Annotated in this window: 18 protein-coding genes; 6 read left to right on the forward strand and 12 right to left on the reverse strand. The window is 70.4% G+C overall.

What is annotated here, in order from left to right:
- Window position 1 precedes the first annotated feature (1 nt).
- The 3 genes from C6Y14_RS01865 (at window position 2) to C6Y14_RS01875 (ending at window position 2,948) form a co-directional block, all read left to right on the forward strand.
- Window positions 2-1,507: a GMC family oxidoreductase gene (locus C6Y14_RS01865; RefSeq protein WP_225890836.1), complete on the forward strand. Its 1,506-nt coding sequence runs from the start codon at window positions 2-4 to the stop codon at window positions 1,505-1,507.
- Window positions 1,508-1,574: 67 nt separating this feature from the next.
- Window positions 1,575-2,168 (forward strand): TetR/AcrR family transcriptional regulator, encoded by a 594-nt coding sequence (locus C6Y14_RS01870; protein ID WP_107014635.1) that lies wholly within the window; start codon window positions 1,575-1,577, stop codon window positions 2,166-2,168.
- Window positions 2,169-2,258: 90 nt separating this feature from the next.
- A complete protein-coding gene (locus C6Y14_RS01875) occupies window positions 2,259-2,948 on the forward strand; it encodes a type 1 glutamine amidotransferase domain-containing protein (RefSeq protein WP_107014636.1) in 690 nt (229 codons plus the stop codon).
- A gap of 144 nt (window positions 2,949-3,092) precedes the next feature.
- Here the strand turns inward: C6Y14_RS01875 and C6Y14_RS01880 are convergent, their stop codons facing one another.
- The 6 genes from C6Y14_RS01880 to C6Y14_RS01905 are packed head-to-tail and all read right to left on the reverse strand — an operon-like array spanning window position 3,093 to window position 9,208.
- Entirely contained in the window at window positions 3,093-3,968 is an 876-nt protein-coding gene (locus C6Y14_RS01880) for a phosphogluconate dehydrogenase C-terminal domain-containing protein (RefSeq protein WP_107014637.1), read from the reverse strand.
- The gene (locus C6Y14_RS01885) at window positions 3,968-4,777 is read right to left on the reverse strand and encodes a sugar phosphate isomerase/epimerase family protein (protein WP_107014638.1); all 810 of its coding nucleotides are present in this window, start codon (window positions 4,775-4,777) and stop codon (window positions 3,968-3,970) included. Before C6Y14_RS01885 ends, C6Y14_RS01880 begins: the two co-directional genes overlap by 1 nt.
- Complete coding sequence (locus tag C6Y14_RS01890) at window positions 4,777-5,580, reverse strand: triose-phosphate isomerase (protein WP_107014639.1); 804 nt, start codon at window positions 5,578-5,580, stop codon at window positions 4,777-4,779. The genes C6Y14_RS01885 and C6Y14_RS01890 overlap by 1 nt, the downstream gene beginning before the upstream one ends.
- Window positions 5,580-6,083, reverse strand: coding sequence for a ribose-5-phosphate isomerase (locus C6Y14_RS01895; RefSeq protein ID WP_107014640.1), 504 nt, complete (start codon window positions 6,081-6,083; stop codon window positions 5,580-5,582). The genes C6Y14_RS01890 and C6Y14_RS01895 overlap by 1 nt, the downstream gene beginning before the upstream one ends.
- A gap of 12 nt (window positions 6,084-6,095) precedes the next feature.
- Window positions 6,096-7,844, reverse strand: a complete 1,749-nt coding sequence (locus C6Y14_RS01900) for a dihydroxyacetone kinase family protein (RefSeq protein WP_107014641.1) — start codon at window positions 7,842-7,844, stop codon at window positions 6,096-6,098.
- Window positions 7,841-9,208 (reverse strand): MFS transporter, encoded by a 1,368-nt coding sequence (locus C6Y14_RS01905; RefSeq protein ID WP_107014642.1) that lies wholly within the window; start codon window positions 9,206-9,208, stop codon window positions 7,841-7,843. Before C6Y14_RS01905 ends, C6Y14_RS01900 begins: the two co-directional genes overlap by 4 nt.
- Before the next feature lie 246 nt (window positions 9,209-9,454).
- Between C6Y14_RS01905 and C6Y14_RS01910 the strand changes: the two genes are divergently transcribed.
- Complete coding sequence (locus C6Y14_RS01910) at window positions 9,455-10,219, forward strand: FadR/GntR family transcriptional regulator (RefSeq protein ID WP_107014643.1); 765 nt, start codon at window positions 9,455-9,457, stop codon at window positions 10,217-10,219.
- A gap of 208 nt (window positions 10,220-10,427) precedes the next feature.
- Here the strand turns inward: C6Y14_RS01910 and C6Y14_RS01915 are convergent, their stop codons facing one another.
- Together C6Y14_RS01915 and C6Y14_RS01920 are read right to left on the reverse strand one after the other, a co-directional pair.
- A complete protein-coding gene (locus tag C6Y14_RS01915; protein WP_107014644.1) occupies window positions 10,428-11,060 on the reverse strand; it encodes a response regulator in 633 nt (210 codons plus the stop codon).
- On the reverse strand, window positions 11,057-12,283 hold the full coding sequence (locus C6Y14_RS01920) for a sensor histidine kinase (RefSeq protein ID WP_225890891.1): 1,227 nt from the start codon (window positions 12,281-12,283) through the stop codon (window positions 11,057-11,059). The genes C6Y14_RS01915 and C6Y14_RS01920 overlap by 4 nt, the downstream gene beginning before the upstream one ends.
- 377 nt (window positions 12,284-12,660) lie before the next feature.
- Here C6Y14_RS01920 and C6Y14_RS01925 point away from each other — a divergent pair, with 377 nt between their 5' ends.
- Both C6Y14_RS01925 and C6Y14_RS01930 read left to right on the forward strand, forming a co-directional pair.
- A complete protein-coding gene (locus C6Y14_RS01925; RefSeq protein ID WP_107014646.1) occupies window positions 12,661-13,227 on the forward strand; it encodes a GlcG/HbpS family heme-binding protein in 567 nt (188 codons plus the stop codon).
- A 62-nt stretch (window positions 13,228-13,289) separates the two neighbouring features.
- The gene (locus C6Y14_RS01930; RefSeq protein ID WP_199854624.1) at window positions 13,290-13,781 is read left to right on the forward strand and encodes a nucleotidyltransferase domain-containing protein; all 492 of its coding nucleotides are present in this window, start codon (window positions 13,290-13,292) and stop codon (window positions 13,779-13,781) included.
- Window positions 13,782-13,803: 22 nt separating this feature from the next.
- Here the strand turns inward: C6Y14_RS01930 and C6Y14_RS01935 are convergent, their stop codons facing one another.
- The 4 genes from C6Y14_RS01935 to C6Y14_RS01950 all read right to left on the reverse strand — a co-directional run bounded on the left by C6Y14_RS01935 (window position 13,804) and on the right by C6Y14_RS01950 (window position 18,913).
- Entirely contained in the window at window positions 13,804-15,420 is a 1,617-nt protein-coding gene (locus tag C6Y14_RS01935; protein ID WP_107014648.1) for a glycoside hydrolase family 13 protein, read from the reverse strand.
- 143 nt (window positions 15,421-15,563) lie between these two features.
- Window positions 15,564-16,439 (reverse strand): carbohydrate ABC transporter permease, encoded by an 876-nt coding sequence (locus tag C6Y14_RS01940; protein ID WP_107014649.1) that lies wholly within the window; start codon window positions 16,437-16,439, stop codon window positions 15,564-15,566.
- 19 nt (window positions 16,440-16,458) lie between these two features.
- Entirely contained in the window at window positions 16,459-17,421 is a 963-nt protein-coding gene (locus C6Y14_RS01945; RefSeq protein ID WP_107014650.1) for a carbohydrate ABC transporter permease, read from the reverse strand.
- Between the two features lie 73 nt (window positions 17,422-17,494).
- Window positions 17,495-18,913 (reverse strand): ABC transporter substrate-binding protein, encoded by a 1,419-nt coding sequence (locus C6Y14_RS01950; RefSeq protein WP_107014651.1) that lies wholly within the window; start codon window positions 18,911-18,913, stop codon window positions 17,495-17,497.
- Window positions 18,914-19,089 lie beyond the last annotated feature (176 nt).

Genomic DNA, 19,089 nt, shown 5'->3' on the forward strand with positions numbered 1-19,089 from the left:
GTTGCCGGAGCGGACGGACACCATCGTGATCGGCGGTGGCACGGCCGGCTGTGTCATCGCGGCACGGCTCGCCGCGGCCGGACGGACGGTGCTCGTCCTGGAGGCCGGCCCCGACTACGGCCCGCTCGCGGACGGCGACTGGCCCGCGGAGCTGCTCGACGCGGCCGAGCTGCCCACGACGCACGACTGGGGATACCAGGGCTCGGGAGCGGCCGGGCAGCCGTTGGCGTACGACCGCGCACGGGTCATCGGCGGGTGTTCCGCCCACAACGGCTGCAGTCAGAGCGTCGGTTGGGCCGGTGACTACGACGCCTGGGCCGCCGCCGGCTGTCCGGGCTGGGGCGCCGCCGACCTCGCTCCCCTGTTCACGGCCGCCGCCGAGCTCCTGCGGTTCCGCCGCTACGGCGAGGAGGAGATCCAGCCGTTCCAGCGCGAGTTCATCCGCGCCTGCCGGCAGTCGGGTATACCGGCTCTCGACGACCTCGACGATCTCGGAGCCTCACAGAGCGTGGGCTGCGCGCCGGTGAACGTCCGCGATCTGACCAGGATCAACACCGCGTTCGGCTACCTGGACGCGCAACGCGCCCGGCCGAACCTCACCGTCGCGGCCGACGCGCTGGTCGACCGGATCCACTTCCTCGACGGCGCCGTCGAGGCCGTCACCGTCATCCGGCACGGCCGGACCTCCAGGGTCGGTGCCCGGGAGGTGGTCCTGGCCGCGGGCGCGTACGGAAGTCCGGAGGTCTTGCTGCGCTCGGGCGTCGGGCCCGCGGCCCACCTGGCGGACCTGGGCATCGACCTGGTCAGCGACCGTCCGGGGGTGGGCGCCAACCTGCACGACCATCCCGCGGCCCTGCTGGAGTTCGCCGGGACCGCCGAACTGCGAAGGGATCTGGCCGAGTTCTCCGGGGGCGGCTGGCTGCCGCAGGAGCAGAGCGTCGTCAAACTCCGCTCCCCCGTATCCGACGGCCCGTACGACCTCCATGTCTATCCGTGGGTGGAACCCGATCCGGCGCAGGAGTACGGCTGGCGGTGCATCCTGCCCGTCAGCCAGCTCCGTCCACGCTCGCGCGGCACCGTACGGCTGGCGTCGCGGGCACCGGGCGTACGGGCGGTCGTCGATCCCCGCTTCTTCAGTGACGCGGCAGGCGCCGACCTCGAAAGCGTCCGCCACGGTCTGCGCTGGACGACCGAGAACGTACTGCCCCGCATGGACCGCCACCTCGGCACTCCGTTGCACAAGCCGGTCCCGCCGGATGACGAGGGCATGAACGACTGGATCAGGCGTCACCACTCCCACTACTGGCATCCCGCCGGTACGTGCGCCATGGGCGCCCCCGACGATCCGACGACGGTCGTGGACCATCAGGGGAGGGTCGTCGGTGTGACCGGGCTGCGGATCGCCGACGCGTCGGTGTTCCCCGACATCCCACGGGCCACCCCGGCACTGCCGACCGTCGTGGTCGCGGAGAGGATCGCCGCCTTCATGACCGCAACGACGACGTGAACGAACCGGTGACGTGAACGAACCTGCGACTAGACGACTGGTCTAATCATGCGCTACGGTTACGAACATGCCAGCCACCGCACGCACCACCGACACCCGTCGGAACATCCTCGACGCCGCCCAGCGGATCATGGCCCACAAGGGCTACTCCGCGGTCGGCATCAACGAGGTGCTCGCGGGGGCAGGCGTACCGAAGGGGTCCTTCTACCACTACTTCTCCTCGAAGGGCGCCTTCGGAGAGGCACTGCTGCGGCGCTACTTCGACGAGTACGTGGCCGACATGGACCGCGTCTTCGCGCGGCCCGGCCAGTCGGCCGCCGAGCGGCTCACGGCCTACTGGCAGCAGTGGCGGGAGACGCAGAGCCTCGACGACTGCCAGGGCAAATGCCTCGCGGTCAAGCTGGGCGCCGAGGTGTCCGACCTGTCGGAGCCGATGCGGCTGGTCCTCAAGGACGGCACGGACGCGATCGTCGACCGCCTGGAGCGGACGATCACCGACGGCCTGGCGGACGGCTCGGTCACGTTGGACGGCGATCCCCGCAGCACGGCACAGGTGCTGTACGACATGTGGCTCGGCGCCAGCGTCATGGCGAAGATCCACCGCAGCCCCGCGCCGCTCGACACCACGACGGCAATGACTCGTCAGCTGCTGCACCTGTAGACCCGACCACCCCGCCCCCTCCTCCCTCTTTTTCGCACATCCCTAGACGACCGGTCTAATCCGGTACGTGATCACAAGGAGCAGGCAGACATGAAGGTTCTTGTCGTACTCACCTCGCACGACGAACTCGGCGACACCGGCCGCAAGACCGGCTTCTGGCTGGAGGAGCTGGCCGCGCCCTACTACCGCTTCCAGGAGGCCGGCTGGGAGATCGTGCTCGCCTCCCCCGAGGGCGGCCGTCCGCCGCTGGACCCGAAGAGCAACGAGCCCGACTTCCAGACCGACCTGACCCGCCGGTTCGAGTCCGACACGGAGGCGACCGCGGCACTGGCCGCCACCGTGCGCCTGGACTCGGTCGCGGCCGACGACTTCGACACGGTCTTCTACCCCGGCGGCCACGGCCCCCTGTGGGACCTGGCCGAGGACACGCACTCCGCGCGGCTGATCGAGACGACCCTGCGCTCGGGCAAGCCCCTCGCGGTGGTGTGCCACGCCCCGGGCGTCCTGCGCCACGCCGTCAACGAGGACGGTACGCCGCTGGTGCGGGGCAAGAACGTCACCGGTTTCGCCAACTCCGAGGAGGAGGGGGTCGGACTCACCGAGATCGTCCCCTTCCTCGTGGAGGACGAGCTGAAGCGCCTGGGCGGTATCTACTCCAAGGGCGACGACTGGGCGTCGTACGTGGTGCGGGACGGTCTGCTGATCACCGGGCAGAACCCGGCCTCCTCGGGCCCGGCGGCCGACGCGCTCGTGGAGCTGGTGAACGAGGCCGCCGCGTAGGCGCCTGTGCACGGTGTCGCCCGGCCGGCGGGGCTCGGGTCCCGCCGCCGCGGCGCCACCCGGATCGCCCGCGTCACTCCGGCCGGTGCCGGCCTGTCAGGTGCCGGCACCGGCCTCGGTGGGACCGGGGGTGTCAGCGCCTGGTCAGCGCTTGATCTCCTTGATCTTCAGCATGCGCGTGATGACCTTGTCGAGCTCGTCGTCCTCGAAGACCTTCTTCCAGTCGTCGCGCACGATGGACTCGCGGCCGTAGTCCATGGCGATCAGGCAGGCGTCCGAGAACGGGTTGGAACCCTTGAGGGTGTTCGCGAGGGCGACCTGGGTGTGGCCCAGGAGCATCGCGCGGGCCGCCTTCTCCGGAACGCCGACGGTGTGGACCGTCTCGTGCAGCGCCTCGGTGAGGAGGGCGCCGACCATGCAGGCGATCGTCTCGACGAGGGTCGGCTCCAGGACGGCGAGCTGCTTGACGGTGACCCAGTGGACGTCGACCACGGGCGCGTACATCACGCGGATGACCGAGTCGGCCAGCTCCTGCTTGGCCTCGTCGCCGCCCTCGTACGCGGCGACGACCTCCTGCGGCGCGGCGATGCCACCGAAGGTGTCCTGCCACTCCTCCTTGGTGGTGCGCTCCAGGAACACCGACGGGTGGCAGGGGTGGGCACACGCGTAGTGGATGTCCTCGCGGTTGAACAGCAGTCCGGCGTACGCGGCGGCCGGGTCGAGGGTGAGGACGACCGTGTCCGGCTTCATCAGCGGGACGAGTTCCTCGGAGACCTTGCCGAGGACGACGTCCGGGACGGCGAGGATGACCACGTCGGCCTCGGCGACGGCGTCGGCGGACCCGGTCAGCTCACGGCCGAGGTCGCGGATCAGCTCCTGGCCCTTGGGCGAGGCCTCGCTGAAGAGCACCCGGAAGTCGCTCTCGACCAGGTTGTTGGAGACGCGCTGGCCCATCTTGCCGGCGGCCCCGATGACGGCGACGGTCTTGACGTCTGCCTGGGTCTGGATCTCGGTGGCCATCACTTGCTCCTCAGAAGGGTGTTGATGCTGTGCTGTGTCCACTGGTCTTCGAGCCGGGCGGTGGCGTCGAAGCCCTCGTCCTGCCACGGGAGCCAGTGCTCCACGATCTGGTTGATGCCGTCCGCGTCCGGGCGGGCGGCCCGTACGGCGGCGATCATGGCGTCGTAGTCCAGGAGGCCTTCGCCGAGGGGGCAGCCGGCGTAGGTGAAGCCGACCCAGCCGTCCCTTCGGGTGAAGGCGAAGTCCTTGACGTGGATGTTGACCACGTGCGGCGCGGTGGCGGTCACGACGTCCACCGGGCGTTCCAGGCGGGCGACGCTGTTGCCGGGGTCGAGGACGACTCCGAGCCGCTCGCTGTCGACCCCGCGTACGACAGCCAGCAGGTCGTCGGTCGACACCTGCTCGTAGGTCTCCAGGCCGAGGGTCACACCGGCGTCCTCGTAGTGGGGCACCGCCTCCTTGAGGAGGGAGACCGCCTCGGTGGTGTCCGGCCGGTGGTCCGCCGTGTTGAGCATGGAGCGGACCAGCGTGACGTCCAACTGCCGTGCCATGTCGAGGTACTTGAGCAGATGGGCGGGGCGGACGCCACGGGTGCCGAGTTCCAGGCGCAGGCCGAGGTCGTCGGCCGTGGCGCGTACGTCGGCGAGCTGCGCGGAGTCGTACGACTCGATGGGTGCGTAGTCGCAGATCTGGAAGGCCTGGCCGCCCAGTGAGGCGGTGTCGCGCAGCATCTCGGGGAGCGTCATCGGCCGGGGTGCCCGGTCGGAGAAGCGCCAGAAGTACGCGTACGTGCTGATGCCGTAGGCCATCACGCCACCGCCGTGCCGGCCGGGGCGCTGATCTCGTCGTCGGCCGGGGCGCTGATCTCGTCGAGGATCGCGCGCACGTTGTCGGGGTCGTGGGCGAAGCGGCCGAGGAAGAGGCCTTCCACCGTTCCCCCGAGACGGGTGAGCAGGCCGGGGCCCGCGCTGCCGCCGTAGATGACCTGTGAACCGGCTTGCTGGGGACGGGTGTTCAGCCACTCCCGCAGGGCCGTGCACACGGTCGCGATGTGTTCGGCCGAGGCCGGTTCCGGTGCGCCGATGGCCCACTGGGGCTCGTAGGCGAGGACGACCGTGCCGTCCAGGCCGTGGAGGAGACGAGCCGCCTCGGCGACCGTGCGTTCGGCCGCCTCCTGAGGTGTGCCCCGGTCGCGTTCGCCGATGCAGAGCACGGGGGTGAGGCCGTTACGCAGGGCGGCGGCCGTCTTGGCGGCGACCACCGTGTCACCCTCGCCGTACAGGCGGCGGCGCTCGGCGTGGCCGACCTCGGCGTAGCGGCAGCCGATCTCCTTGAGGAGGGGGCCGCCGACCTCGCCCGTGTACGGGCCTGTGTCCTCGGTGGCGATGTCCTGGGCGCCGAGCGCGATGCCGTACGGCGCGAGGATCCCGGCGGCCGGGACCAGCGTCGGGAAGGCCGGCAGGACGAAGAGGCGGGCCTCGCCGGAGGTCACGGCGGGGTGCTCGTCGGCCAGAGTGGCGATCTTCCGGGCCCAGTTGAGCGTCTGGTGGTGGCCGAAGTACATCTTCAGGCTCACCCCCAGCAGGAGGGGCTGGTGTGCCGGGGCGGACATCAGGCGGCCGCCCCGGCGTCGGCGTCCTCGGAGGCGTCCTCGGAGGCGTCCTCGTAGTCGCTCATGAGCTGGACCTTCGCCGCGGACGCGGACGTCTCGTCGAAGCGGTAGGTGAGCCATTCGGCGGCGAGGCGGCGGGCGAGTTCGAGGCCCACGACGCGCTGGCCGAAGGTCAGGATCTGCGCGTTGTTGGAGAGGACGGCCCGCTCGACGGAGAAGGAGTCGTGGGCGGTGACGGCGCGGATGCCCTTGACCTTGTTGGCCGCGATGGCGACGCCGAGGCCGGTGCCGCACACCAGGAGGGCGCGGTCGGCCTCGCCGCGCGCGACCATCTCGGCGGCGGCGATGGCGACCTTGGGGTAGGCGGTGTGGCCGTCGGCGTCGACGCCGACATCGGTGACCTCGGAGACCAGCGAACTGCCCAGCAGGTCCTGCTTGAGGGCTTCCTTGTACTGGTGGCCTGCGTCGTCGGATCCGACGACGATACGGAGCTTGTCGGTCATGGCGGCTTTTCCTCAGTGCTGGTCGAGCGGGTGGTCGGGCAGGACGCCGTGTATGGCGCGGGTGATGAGGGCGAGCGAGTGGGCGCCCGCGTCGGGGGTGCCCAGGGACTTCTCGGCGTGCGGCCGGGCGCGGCCCTTGCGGGGCAGCAGGTCGGCGGTGGCGGCGGCTGCCTTCTCGGCGGTGACGGCGGCGCGCTGCCAGGCCTCGGTGAGCGGCAGGCCCTCGCCCGCGGCCTCGGCGAGGGTGTCGGCGAAGGGCACGAGGACGTCGACCATCGTCTTGTCGCCGACCTCGGCGCCACCCAGGCGGCGTACGGCGTCGGAGGCGTCCGAGACTCCCTGGGCGACCGCCTCGGCGGTCGGGGCGTCCTGGTCGCCGAGGCGCGTACCGAGGGAGCGCAGGATGGTGCCCCACAGGGCACCGGAGGTGCCGCCGGCCTTGTCGGCCCAGGCATCGCCGGCGTGGACGAGGACGGTTCCGGCGCCCGCACCCAGGTCGTGGGCGCGAACCGCCGCCTCCAGAGCGGCCGTTGTGCCGCGCTGCATGCCGATGCCGTGGTCGCCGTCGCCGGCCACCGCGTCGATGCGGCCGAGTTCGCCGGCGTGCGTGTCGACGATGTCCGCGACGGCGTTCAGGGCCGCCAGTACGTGGGCGGCCGAGCCGCGGGACTCCTCGGTGGCGTCCGGGACGCGGCTGTCGTCGATCTCCTCGACGTACGGCGCCGCCGCCTCGGTCGCCGGCTCTTGCGCGAGGGGAGCGCCCTTGCGGTAGGCCGGGGTGTCGGCCGGAGCGCGCCACAGCTGCTCAAGCCGGTCGTCGAGCCAGGTCAACGTGAGGGACACGCCGGCCATGTCGAAGCTGGTGACGAGTTCGCCGACCTCCGGGTCGACGATGTCCACGCCCGCGTCGCCGAGCAGGGCGGCGACCTTGCGGTAGACGACGAACAGTTCCTCGTACTTGACCGAGCCCAGGCCGTTGAGTATCACGGCGGCGCGCTGCCCGTCGGGGGTGTCGACGCCCTCGGGGAGTTCCTTCAGCAGCGCGCCGACCATGAGCCGGGCCGCCTCGTCGGCGGTCGGCAGGGACTCCTCGCCGATGCCGGGCTCCCCGTGGATGCCGAGACCGACGGCCATCCGGGCCTCGGGGACGGTGAACAGGGGATGGTCGGCGCCGGGCAGGGTGCAGCCGGAGAAGGCGATGCCGAAGGAGCGGGTGCGGGCGTTGGCGTGTTCGGCGACGCGCAGCACCTCGTCCAGCGGCAGGCCCTCCTCGGCCGCGGCGGCGGCGGCCTTGAAGACGGGCAGGTCGCCGGCGATGCCGCGCCGTTTGGCGGTCTCCTCCGGCGCGGCGGAGGAGATGTCGTCGGTGACGGCGAAGGTACGGGCCTCGATGCCGTCGCCAGCCAGGCGTTCGGCGGCCTGTCCGAAGTGGAGGACGTCGCCCGCGTAGTTGCCGTACATGAGCAGGACGCCCGCGCCGCCGTGGGCGGACCGTGCCACGGAGCGGATCTGCTGGGCGGAGGGCGAGGCGAAGACGTTGCCGACGGCGGCGCCGTGCGCGAGGCCCCGGCCGACCAGCCCGGAGAAGGCCGGGTAGTGGCCGGATCCGCCGCCGACGACGACGGCGACCTGCCCGGCGGGCGTCCCGGCGGCGCGGACGACGCCTCCGGTGACGGGCCGCACCCAGCCGCGGTGGGCGGCGGCGAAGCCTTCGAGGGCCTCGTCGGCGAAGGCCGCGGGGTCGTTGAAGAGCCGGGTCATCGGAGGGCCTCCATGGGCTTGTTCTCTGCTGCGGGGGCCGGTTCCGCGGTGCCGCCGCGGGCGGAGAGCCAGATCATCAGGACGGCGGACAGCAGCATGAAGAAGCCGACCAGGTAGAGCGGCACGTAGTAGGCGCCGGTCCAGTCCTTGAGCCAGCCGGTGATGTAGCTGGACGCGAATCCGGCGACGTTGCCCGCGGTGTTGATCAGGGCGATACCGGCGGCTGCCGCGGCTCCGGTCAGGAAGCGGGAGGGTACGGACCAGAAGACGGGCAGGGCCGCGAAGATGGAACACGCGGTCACGGTGATCACGGCGACCGTGGCGGTCGGGGAGCCCATGTAGAGGGCGAGCGGGATGGTGACACCGCCGAGCACGGCCGGTCCGGCCACGTGCCAGACGCGGGTGCCGTGCTTGGTGGCGTGGCGTGTCCAGAAGAAGAGGACGACCGCGGCGGGCAGGTACGGGATCGCGGTGATCCAGGCCTTGTCCATCACGCTGAACGTGGTGTCGTACTGCTCCTGGAAGCCGTCGATGATTGTCGGCAGGAAGAAGGCCAGGGCGTACAGCCCGTAGACGAAACCGAAGTAGACCATCGCCAGTACCCAGACACGGCCGTTGGTGAAGGCCTTCTTGAGGTCTCCCTTGGCGTGCTGGTCGTCGTGACCGGTCTTCTGCGCGTTCTCCGCTGCGAGCTCGTCGGTCAGCCAGTCGCGCTCGGCGGGCGTCAGCCACTTCGCGTCGGCGGGCTTGTCGATGAGGTAGAACCACGCGATGACACCCAGGAGGATGGCGGGCACCGACACGAACAGGAACATCACGCGCCAGCCCTCAAGGCCGAACAGTCCGTGGTGGCCGATGAGCCAGCCCGCCAGCGGGGCGCCGAGGACGGTGGTCAGCGGCTGCGCCAGGTAGAAAAGCCCGAGGATCTTGGTGCGGTGCCGTGAGGGCACCCACTGGCTGAGGAAGAGGATCGCGCCGGGGAAGAAGCCCGCTTCCGCCACCCCGAGCAGGAACCGCAGGGTGTAGAGCTGGCCCGTGCTGTCCACCCAGGTGAACAGGAGGGAGACGATGCCCCAGGTCACCATGATCCGGGCCAGCCAGCGGCGGGCCCCGAAACGGTGCAGGGCCATGTTGCTGGGGACCTCAAGCACGATGTAACCGAGGAAGAAGATCCCGGACGCGAAGCCGAACTGGGCGGCGGTGAGCGCCAGATCCTGGCCCATGCCGTTCGGCTCGGCGAATGAAACGGCTGTGCGGTCCAGGTAGTTCACGAAGAACATCAGTGCCACGAACGGCACGAGGCGGACTGAGACCTTCTTGATGGCAGTTCTTTCGACTGCCGCGGATGGCGCGTCGGCAACCATGGCGACTCCTCGGCTCGCCCGGACAGCTCCGTCCGGGGTGGGTCAGGCCGGACGGCTCTCCGCAGGGGTGGCCGACCGGAACGGTTTCACGCTATGCCGACTCCTCAAATTGGTCACCAATTTACCAATGTGAGGACGGTCTCATCTTCGACCCTCTCGCAACTCTTGACAAACCCGACCTTCGGCACGGCCGGATCGCTGAAGAACCGGCAGGTCAGCTCTCTGTGCGACGGATCTGGTTGACTGGTGACCGTGACCAGTCAGCCCGACGACCAGACCTCCGGGGCCGCCCCCGACCTCGCCCAACTCCTGCGCCCCGTGGTGCGCGAGTCCTCCGTCAGCGAGGTCGCCAAGCGGCTCCTCGACCACCTGTCGGCGGGCGACATCAAGCCCGGTACACGCCTGCCCGCCGAGCGCCAGCTCGCCGAGGCACTCGGCGTCGCCCGCTCCAGCGTCCGCGGGGCGCTGTCCGCGCTGGACGTGCTCGGCATCATCGAGATCCGGCCCGGCTCGGGCTCGTACGTGCGTGAGGGCACGTCGGAGTTCCTGCCGAGGGCGATCAACTGGGGGCTGATGCTGGGGCAGCGGCGTACGCAGGATCTGGTGGAGGTGCGTACGTATCTGGAGGCGGTGTCGGCGCGGCTGGCAGCGGAGCGGGCCACGGACGAGGACCTGTCCCGGCTGGAGGAGCACCTGCAGCACATGCGGGCGGCCGGAGGTGACGCCAAGGCCTTCATCGACGCGGACATCGACTTCCACCTGGAGCTGGCCCGGATCGCGCGCAACAGTGTGCTGAGCGACATCCTGCACAGCATCCGGGCGCTGCTCCAGGTGTGGATGGAACGGGTCAGCGACATCGAGGGCACGGTCAGCGGGACGTTGTGCGAGCACGACGCGGTGCTGGGGGCTTTGCGGGCGCGGGATCCTGAGGCGGCGGATCGGGCGATGGCCGACCATATGGTGATGGCCAGCCGGCGTCTGCGCGAGTCCGTGGACGCGGAGACCTCGTAGCCGGCCTCAGCCCACTCGCGGCCGCACGACGGCACGCCTCCGGGTGCGGCGCCACCGCGGCGGGCCTACACGATTGCGCAGTTCCCCGCGCCCCTGGAGGGCGCGCCCCCTGCCTTTGGGGGCGCGGGGAACTGCGCGGCCAGCCACTCTCGACCGGCGGGCAAAGACCGGTCGGTCAGCGCTCTGTTGTCAGGACTCGTACCGCCGGTCACGGAAGGACGCGGCGTTCCTTCGCCACGGCCACCGCCCCCGCCCGCGTGTCGACGCCGAGCTTGTCGTAGATGCGCCCCAGGTGCGTCTTCACCGTCGCCTCGCTGATGAACAGCGCACGCGCGATGTCCCGGTTGCCGAGCCCTCGGGCCAGCTGCCCGAGAATGTCCCGCTCGCGATCGGTGAGCGCGGCCCGCGGTGCGCGCAGGTTCGCCATGACCCGGCTGGCGACGGGCGCCGACAGCGTCGTACGCCCCCGCGCCGCCGCCCGGATCGCCGCGAACAACTCCTCCGGCCGCTCCGCCTTCAGCAGATACCCCGTCGCGCCGGCCTCGATCGCCCGGGTGATGTCCGCGTCGGTGTCGTACGTGGTCAGGACGAGGACGTGCGGGACGGCGGGCCCGCCGGTCAGCCGGCGGGTCGTCTCCACCCCGTCCATGCCTTCGCCGAGCTGCAGATCCATGAGCACCACGTCGGGGCTGAGCCGCGCGGCCAGGGCGAGCGCCTCCTCCCCGGTGCCCGCCTGGCCCACCACCTCGATGTCGGGTTCGCTGTCGAGCAGGGCGAGCAGCCCGGCGCGTACGACGGCATGGTCGTCGCAGACCAGGAGGCGTACGGGCAGGTCGGTCATCGCGGCGTCTCCTCGGTGTGCGGGGCGGTGTGCGGGGCGACCGGAACGGTGGCGGTCAGTACGGCGCCCTCCCCCGGCGTGGACTCGATGGTCAGCGTGCCACCGAGCTGCCGTACCCGGGCCCGCATCGCCCGGATCCCGTGTCCGCGCTCGCCGGACGGGGCGTCGGTGACGGCGCCGGGGTCGAAGCCGCGCCCGTTGTCGGCGACGTCGAGGACCACCCGGTCGTCGAGCCGCGTGAGCGTGAGCGCGGTGGCCGTGGCGCCCGAATGCTCCCGGACGTTGGCGAGCGCGCCCTGCGCGATCCGCAGGAGCGCGGACTGCGCACGGTCGGGCAACGGAACCGTACGTCCGCCACCGCCACCATCACCATCACGGTCGTCGTCACCGTCGATGTGGACGCGGACGCTCAGCCCGGTATCCGACTCGCGCGCCGCGAGGACGCGCAGCGCGGCTTCGAGGCCGCCGCCCCTGGCGAGGTCGGCCGGCGCGAGGTCGTGCACGAAGCGGCGCGCCTCGGCGAGGTTGTGCTCGGTGACGGACGTGGCGGTGCGGACGTGCGCGCGGGCCTTGGCCGGCTCGGTGTCCCAGGTCCGCAGCGCGGCCTGGAGCAGCATCTGCTGACTGGACAGCCCCTGCGCGAGGGTGTCGTGGATCTCCATGGACAGCCGCTGCCGCTCGGCGAGGACACCCTCGCGGCGTTCGGTGGCCGCCAGTTCCCGGCGGGTGCCGATGAGGTCGTCGATGAGGGCGCGCTGCCGGGCCGCCTGTCGCCGCATGTGCACGAAGACCGCGGTGGCGAGGGTGGCGACGGCCGCGGGTCCGACGACCAGGTCGAGGCTGAACCGCGGCGCCAGCGCGAGCTGCGCGGAGACGACGAGGAGCGTGAGGAACGCGACGAGGAGGTACGCGGCGAGGGGCGGCAGGGCGCGCAGTGCGGCGTAGAACAGCGGCACCGCCACCCACGCGAAACTCGGCGCGCCGACGACGAGCACCGCCCAGGTGGCGACGACCGCCCCGAGCCGGATCAGCCGAGGAGCAGGTGGCCATGAGCCGGGACCACGCGACGGAGGTGTGCCGTCGGTCAGGACGGTGTCGATCGCGTAGAGGACCGCCAGTACGACGGCAAGACCGATCACCCAGGGTGCGCGCGGCTCCTCCGCGTGGCGCTGGACGAAGCGGGTCAGGGAGGTGGCGAGCAGCACGAAGAAGACGGCACGCATGACCAGGGCCAGCCGGCGCTCGTCCGGATCGCCGACGGGAACCGTCTCGCCGGGACGCGGCCCCGGGGACGAACCGCTCTGGTCGGACCGCACGCTAAGCCTCCTGAACTGCTCTTGAACTGCTCTTGAACTGCTCCTGAACTGGGTAAACGCCTCCATTGTCGCCCAACGGGACGGCCCTGGGATCAACCGATCGGTTGATGCCCGTGTCGGCCGTTCCGCGCGCCGCGTGCAGCCGATGCACCGACCGTACGGCGGCCTTCCCGGACCCACGATGGATGGCAGGGAAGGACGGCCCGCCGCACAACACGGGCTCGCCACCTTCCCCCTTACACATCCATACACATCCATCCGCACACCTTGAGGAATGGGCAGCCATGAAGCACGTCAAGAAGGTCTCCCGCCGTACCCGCGTCGTCACCGGCGGCGCCCTCGTCGCCGCCGTCACCCTCGGCGGCTTCGGCGCCTGGTCGGCGAGCGCCACTTCGTCGGCGCCCGCCGCCCAGGCAGCGGTGAAGGCCGACGCCTCGAACAAGAACCTCACGCAGTCCACCCGCCTCACGGTCGACGCCGCGAGCCGGGCCGCGCAGGCGGCGCTGGATGCGGCACGCAAGGACAACCAGCGCGTCTCCGTCGCCGTCGTCGACCGTGACGGCAACACCGTGGTGACCCTGCGCGGCGACGGCGCAGGACCGCAGTCGTACGAGTCCGCCGTGAAGAAGGCGTACACGGCGGTGTCGTGGAACGCGCCCACGTCCGAGCTGGCCAAGCGCCTGGAGCAGGCCCCGAACCTGAAGGACATCCCGGGCACGCTGTTCCTCGCGGGCGGGGCGCCGGTCAGCGCGAAGGGCGCGCCGATCGCGGGCGTGGGCGTGGCGGGCGCGCCGTCCGGCGACCTCGACGAGAAGTACGCCCAGGCGGGTGTGGCGGCCCTGAACAAGTAGCTCCGGAGCCGGTCCCAAACCACTCGCCCACCCGGTCGTCGGACGGTTACCGTGCTCGCGTGATGACCGCTGCCGACGTGCTGTCCGTGCTCACCGTGTTGCGTGCGGCAGCCGTCGACGTCTGGGTGGGCGGGGGTTGGGGCATCGACGCTCTCGTCGGGGAGCAGACGCGTGAGCACCGCGACCTGGACCTGATGCACCGCGAGGACCAGGAGCAGGCGGTCGGGGCGGCCCTCGGGGCGGCCGGGTTCGCCGAGACACTCGACCGGCGTCCCGTGCGGTTCGTGGTCACGGGCCCGCACGGCCGCGAGATCGACCTGCACCCACTGGTCTTCGCGTCGGACGGGTCCGCGGTGCAGGCTTCCTTGGACCCGCACCGCCCGTTCGTCTATCCCGCCCCGTGCTTCGTCACCGGCACGATCCGGGGGACGGCCGTCCCCTGTCTGTCGGCCGAACAGCAAGTCTACTTCCACCAGGGGTACGAGCCGGCCGACCGCGACCGCCATGACATGGCTCAGCTACGGCGGGTCTTCGGCGTCGCCACCCACTTCTGACCCGCCGTCGGCCGAAGTGCCGTCAACTCCGCAGCCACACCGCCGTGTCGGAGGGGAGTCGGCCGTCGGCGTCCAGGGGTCCGCTGGAGAGAAGCACCTGTGTGTGGTCCGGCAGGACCGCCGGACCGTCCGCCAGGTTCACCACGCAGACGAGGTCCGGGGAGCGGCGGAAGGTGAGGACGCCGTCGTCGGAGGGCAGCCAGCGCAGAGGGCCGTCGCCGAGGGCCGGGTCGGCGCGGCGCAGTTCCAGTGCGGCGCGGTAGAGGGTGAGCATGGAGTCGGGGTCGTCGGCCTGCTGGTCGGCCGCGTAGGTGGACCAGCCCTCGGGTTGCGGCAGCCAGGGTTCGACGGCCGAGCCGAAACCCGCGTAGGGGGCGTCGGCCGTCCAGGGCAGTGGGACCCGGCAGCCGTCGCGGCCGGGGTCGGTGCCGCCGGAGCGGAAGTGCATCGGGTCCTGGATGCGGTCGCGGGGTATCTCCGCTTCGGGCAGGCCCAGTTCCTCGCCCTGGTAGAGGTAGACGGAGCCGGGCAGGGCGAGGGTGAGCAGGGCGGCGGCGCGGGCCCGGCGGGTGCCGAGCCGCAGGTCGGTCGGTGTGCCGTAGGTCTTGGTGGCGAAGTCGAAGCCGGTGTCCTGTCGCCCGTAGCGGGTGACGGTGCGGGTGACGTCGTGGTTGCACAGCACCCAGGTGGCCGGCGCGCCGACCGGGGCGTGTTCGGCGAGGGTGTCGTCGATGGCCGCGCGCAGCCTGTCCGCGTCCCAGGGGCAGGACAGGAAGCTGAAGTTGAACGCGGTGTGCAGTTCGTCGGGGCGCAGGTAGCGGGCGAAGCGCTCGGAGTCCGGCAGCCACACCTCACCGACGAAGACGCCCCCGTACTCGTCGGCGATGCGCCGCCAGGAGCGGTAGATCTCGTGCAGGTCGTCCCGGTCGATGTACGGGTGGGGGTCGCGGCCCTCCACGAACTCGGGCAGGTCGGGGTCCTTGGCGGGCAGTGCGGCGGAGTCGATGCGCACGCCCGCGACTCCGCGCTCGAACCAGAACCGCAGCACCTCCTCGTGCTCCTCCCGCACGGCGGGGTGGGCCCAGTTGAGGTCGGGCTGCTGCGGGGTGAACAGGTGCAGGTACCACTCGCCGTCCTCGACGCGGGTCCAGGTCTGGCCGGAGAACTGCGAGGGCCAGTCGTTGGGCGGGAGTTCGCCGTGTTCGCCGCGGCCGGGACGGAAGTGGAACAGCTTGCGCTCGGGGCTGCCGGGTCCGGCGGCAAGAGCGGCTCTGAACCAGGCGTGCTGGTCGGAGACATGGTTGGGCACGATGTCCACGATGGTGCGGATGCCCAGACCACGGGCCTCGGCGATGAGTTGTTCGGCCTCGGCCAGGTCTCCGAAGGCCGGGTCGATGACGCGGTAGTCGGCGACGTCGTAGCCGCCGTCGGCGAGCGGGGACAGGTACCAGGGGGTGAACCAGATCGCGTCGACGCCCAGTTCGGCGAGGTAGGGCAATCTCGACCGGACGCCCGCGAGGTCCCCGGTGCCGTCACCGTCGCCGTCGGCGAAGCTGCGCGGATACACCTGGTAGATGGCGGCACCGCGCCACCAGTCGTCGGTGTGTCCGGGGGGCGTTGCGGGCTGAGGGGCTGCCACGTGTCGGTCCTTTCGGGGCAGGGGTGGTTCTCCGCCGCCGCCCCGGACAGCGAGGCGTCGGGAACGGGCGGCGGCGGAGGATCGGTGGGGGCGCCTGCGTGATGTCGTGCGCTGGGGAAGGTGCCCGGACTGCGGAGGTGGGATCAGCCCTTGAGGCCGCCGGCCGTCAGTCCGCTCATGATGTTGCGCTGGAAGATGAGGAAGAGGATGAGCGTGGGCAGGGACGCGATGGTCAGGGAGGCGATCAGGACGTTCTCGGGCACGCTGGTCGCCAGGGAGTAGATGCCGACGGCGAGGGTTTGTTTCGACGGGTCGGGCAGGACCAGCATCGGCCAGAGGAAGTCCTTCCAGACGCCGACGACGGCGAAGATGGACACCACGCCGAGGATGGGCCGGGAGACCGGCAGGACGATGGACCACAGGACGCGCAGGGGTCCCGCGCCGTCCATGGAGGCCGCGTCGAGCAGTTCCTTGGGGATCGAGTCGAAGAACCGCTTGAGCAGGAAGATGTTGAAGGCGTTGGTGACCGACGGGAGCCAGATCGCCCAGGGCGAGTTGAGCAGGTTGCGTTCGACGATGGGCACGTCCAGCGCGGTGAGGTACTGCGGTACGACGAGGACGGTCGCCGGGATCATGAGAGTGGCGAGCATCAGGCCGAGGATCATCTTGCCGAGTACGGGCCGCAGTTTGGACAGCGAGTAGGCGGCGGCGACGTCGAGCACCAGCTGGAAGGCGAGTGCGCCGAACGCGTAGTAGAGGGTGTTCATCAGGAGTTTGGCCAGGTCCATCACCTCCCAGGCACGCTTGTAGTTCTCCGGGTGGACGGAGCCTGGCACCCAGGTGGGCGGGGTCTGGACGGCTTCCTGGGTGGTCTTGAGTCCGCTGGACACCATCCAGTACAGCGGGCCGAGGAAGGCCAGCGTGAACAGGAGGACGACGAGCGCGAAGGCCACCCAGTACAGGGCCTTGCCGCGCGGGCGAGCCAGTTGGGCGGGTGAGATCAGCGTGCGAGTGGACATGTGCGTGTCTCCCCCGGTCCTAGTCCTGGTCGGCGCGGTTGAGTTTGGTGTAGACGGCCGAGAAGCCGGCCAGCAGGACGAGCAGGACCAGGCCGAGCGCCGCCGCGGCACCGTAGTTGTTGAAGTTGAAGGCGTACTGGTAGATCAGGTAGACGACGGTGGTGGTGGAGCCTTCGGGGCCCGCGCCGCCGGTGAGCAGGAACGGCTCGATGAAGACCTGCATGGTGGCGATGATCTGCATGAGGAGCATCAGCAGCAGGATGAGCCGGGTCTGCGGGACGGTGACGTGCCAGACCTTGCGGAACAGTCCCGCGCCGTCGAGTTCGGCTGCCTCGTACAACTCGCCGGGTACGCCCTGGAGTGCGGCGAGGTAGATGAGTGTCGCGCCGCCCATGTTCATCCAGGTCGAGGCGACGACCACGGAGAGCATCGCGGTGTCCGGGTCCTGGAGCCACTGCTGGGCGGGGACGCCGAAGACGCCGAGTATCTCGTTGAACATGCCGTACCCGGGGTCGTACAGGTACTTGAAGAGCAGGACCGACGCGGTCGGCGGGAGCATCACCGGCAGGTAGACCAGCAGTCGCAAGTAGCCCTGGCCGTGCCGGAACTCGTTGATGATCAGGGCGGTGACGAACGGGACGACGAAGCCGAGGAGCAGGGCCAGCACCGTGAACCACAGGGTGTTGCGCCAGGCCTGGCCGAAGGCCGGGTCGTTCCAGACGGTGACGAAGTTGTCCCAGCCCACCCAGCTGACGTCGCCGTCCTCGGTCTTCTGGAAGGCGAGGAGGAACTCCCGGACGATCGGGTACCAGGAGAAGAAGGCGAAGCACAGCACCGCTCCGATGAGGAAGCCGTGGGCGGTGAGGTTGCGGCGCAGGGACTTGCCGAACCCGCCGTCCGGGAGGTGCGGCACCCCCGTGCGGGGCTTGCGGGGACGGCGGTCCTTGACCGCCGGGTCCTTGGTGAGGGTGGGGGCCGACATGCTCGCTCCTTGACGTGCTGCGGCGGCGCGTGAGCGGGCCGGGCGATGGTGTCACCGCCCGGCCGCCGCACGGTCACTGAGTTGCGAGAACCTGGTTGACCTGGGACTCGGCGGTGGACAGGAGCTTGTCGATGTCGGCGTCCTTGTTGGTGAGGATGCCCGACATGACGTTGTCGAGGACCTTGTAGATCTCCTGGGCCTTCGGCGGTTCGGCCTTGCCGGGGACGGGGTTGTCGGTGAAGGCCTTGAAGTTCTCCACCGGCATGGTGGCGAACTCCTTGCGGGCCGCGTCGTCCTTGGACTTGGAGCCGTTCAGCCACAGGTTGGGCTGCGGGAGCCCCACGGGCAGGTCGTCCGCCTTTGCGCGCCGCCAGTCGTACTGGCCCTTGCCGACCGTGGTGAACTTGAAGTTCAGCCAGGCGATGGAGGCCTTGACCTTGTCGGCCGAAATACCCTGCTTGATCATGTAGTTGTTGCCGCCGGCGAGGGTGTTCTCACCGCCCGGGATGGGGCCCATGCCGAAGTTCTCGTACTTGGCTCCGAGTTGCTGGACCATGTACGTGACGTCGTCGGGCGCGGCGAGGAACATGCCCAGTTTGTCGGTGGCGATCTGCTTCTGGAGGTCGCCCCACTTCAGCAGCTGGGTCTTGCCCATGGAGTCGTCGTCCCAGCGCATGGCGTGCAGGTTCTCGGCGACCTGCTTGCCGGTCTCGTCGTTGAAGGCGGCCTTCTTGCCGCTCGCGTCGACGACGTCTCCCCCGAGGCTGTACATCTGCGCGGTGAAGTGCCAGCCGCCGGTGTTGGCCGCGCTGTACTCGCCGAAGCCGGCGACACCGCCACCGAGGCCCGCGATCTTCTTGGCCGCGGTACGGACGTCCGCCCACGTCGCCGGCGGGGCGTCCGGGTCGAGGCCGGCCTCCTTGAAGAGCTTGCGGTTGATGAGCAGGCCCATGCGGTAGTTGCTGGTGGGCAGGCCGTAGAGCTTGCCGTCCTTCTTCAGCGAGCCCAGGACGTCGGGGTCGATGTCCTTGAGCAGTGGGACGCTCTTGTCGTTGACGTACGCGGTGATGTCCTGGGCGCCGTCGTTGTCGAGGACCTGGGGCAGGTCGGTGAAGTACGTGTAGAACACGTCGGGCTGGGACTTCGCCTTGAGCATCGCGGTGAAGCGCGGCGGCTCCAGACACTGGCCCGGTGTGGAACGGCCGTTGATCGTGACGTTCGGGTACTTCTTGTTGAACTCCTTGACGTCCTCGTTCCACTGCTTGAGCTCGGCCGCCTTCGCCGCGGGGGGCATGCAGTCGATGGAGATGGACACCTTCGTCTTCGGGTCCAGCGGTGCGGCGGGATCGGCTTTCGCGCCGTTGCCGGAGCCGTTGTCGCCGTCGTCGCCGCTGCTGCTCGTACCGCAGGCGGCGAGTGCCGTCAGCGTGAGCGCGGAAGCGAGGGTGACCGCGCCGACGCGGCGGGTGCGGCGGAACCGAGCTCTTCTCATGGGTGGTCCCCTTCGGGCATGAACGTGGAAGGCGCCCTCATCGCCGGTGCGATGTGGGGCGCCGCACACTCAACCACCGTGAACAGATGACCGCAATATCTCGCGCAGCTTTCGTAAATGATTGACAGTGCGACGCATACGGTTGATCTCGGGGAGCGTGCATGCGCGCAAGCAGA

The organism is Streptomyces dioscori, from assembly GCF_003024195.1.
GTDB classification, from domain to species: domain Bacteria; phylum Actinomycetota; class Actinomycetes; order Streptomycetales; family Streptomycetaceae; genus Streptomyces; species Streptomyces dioscori.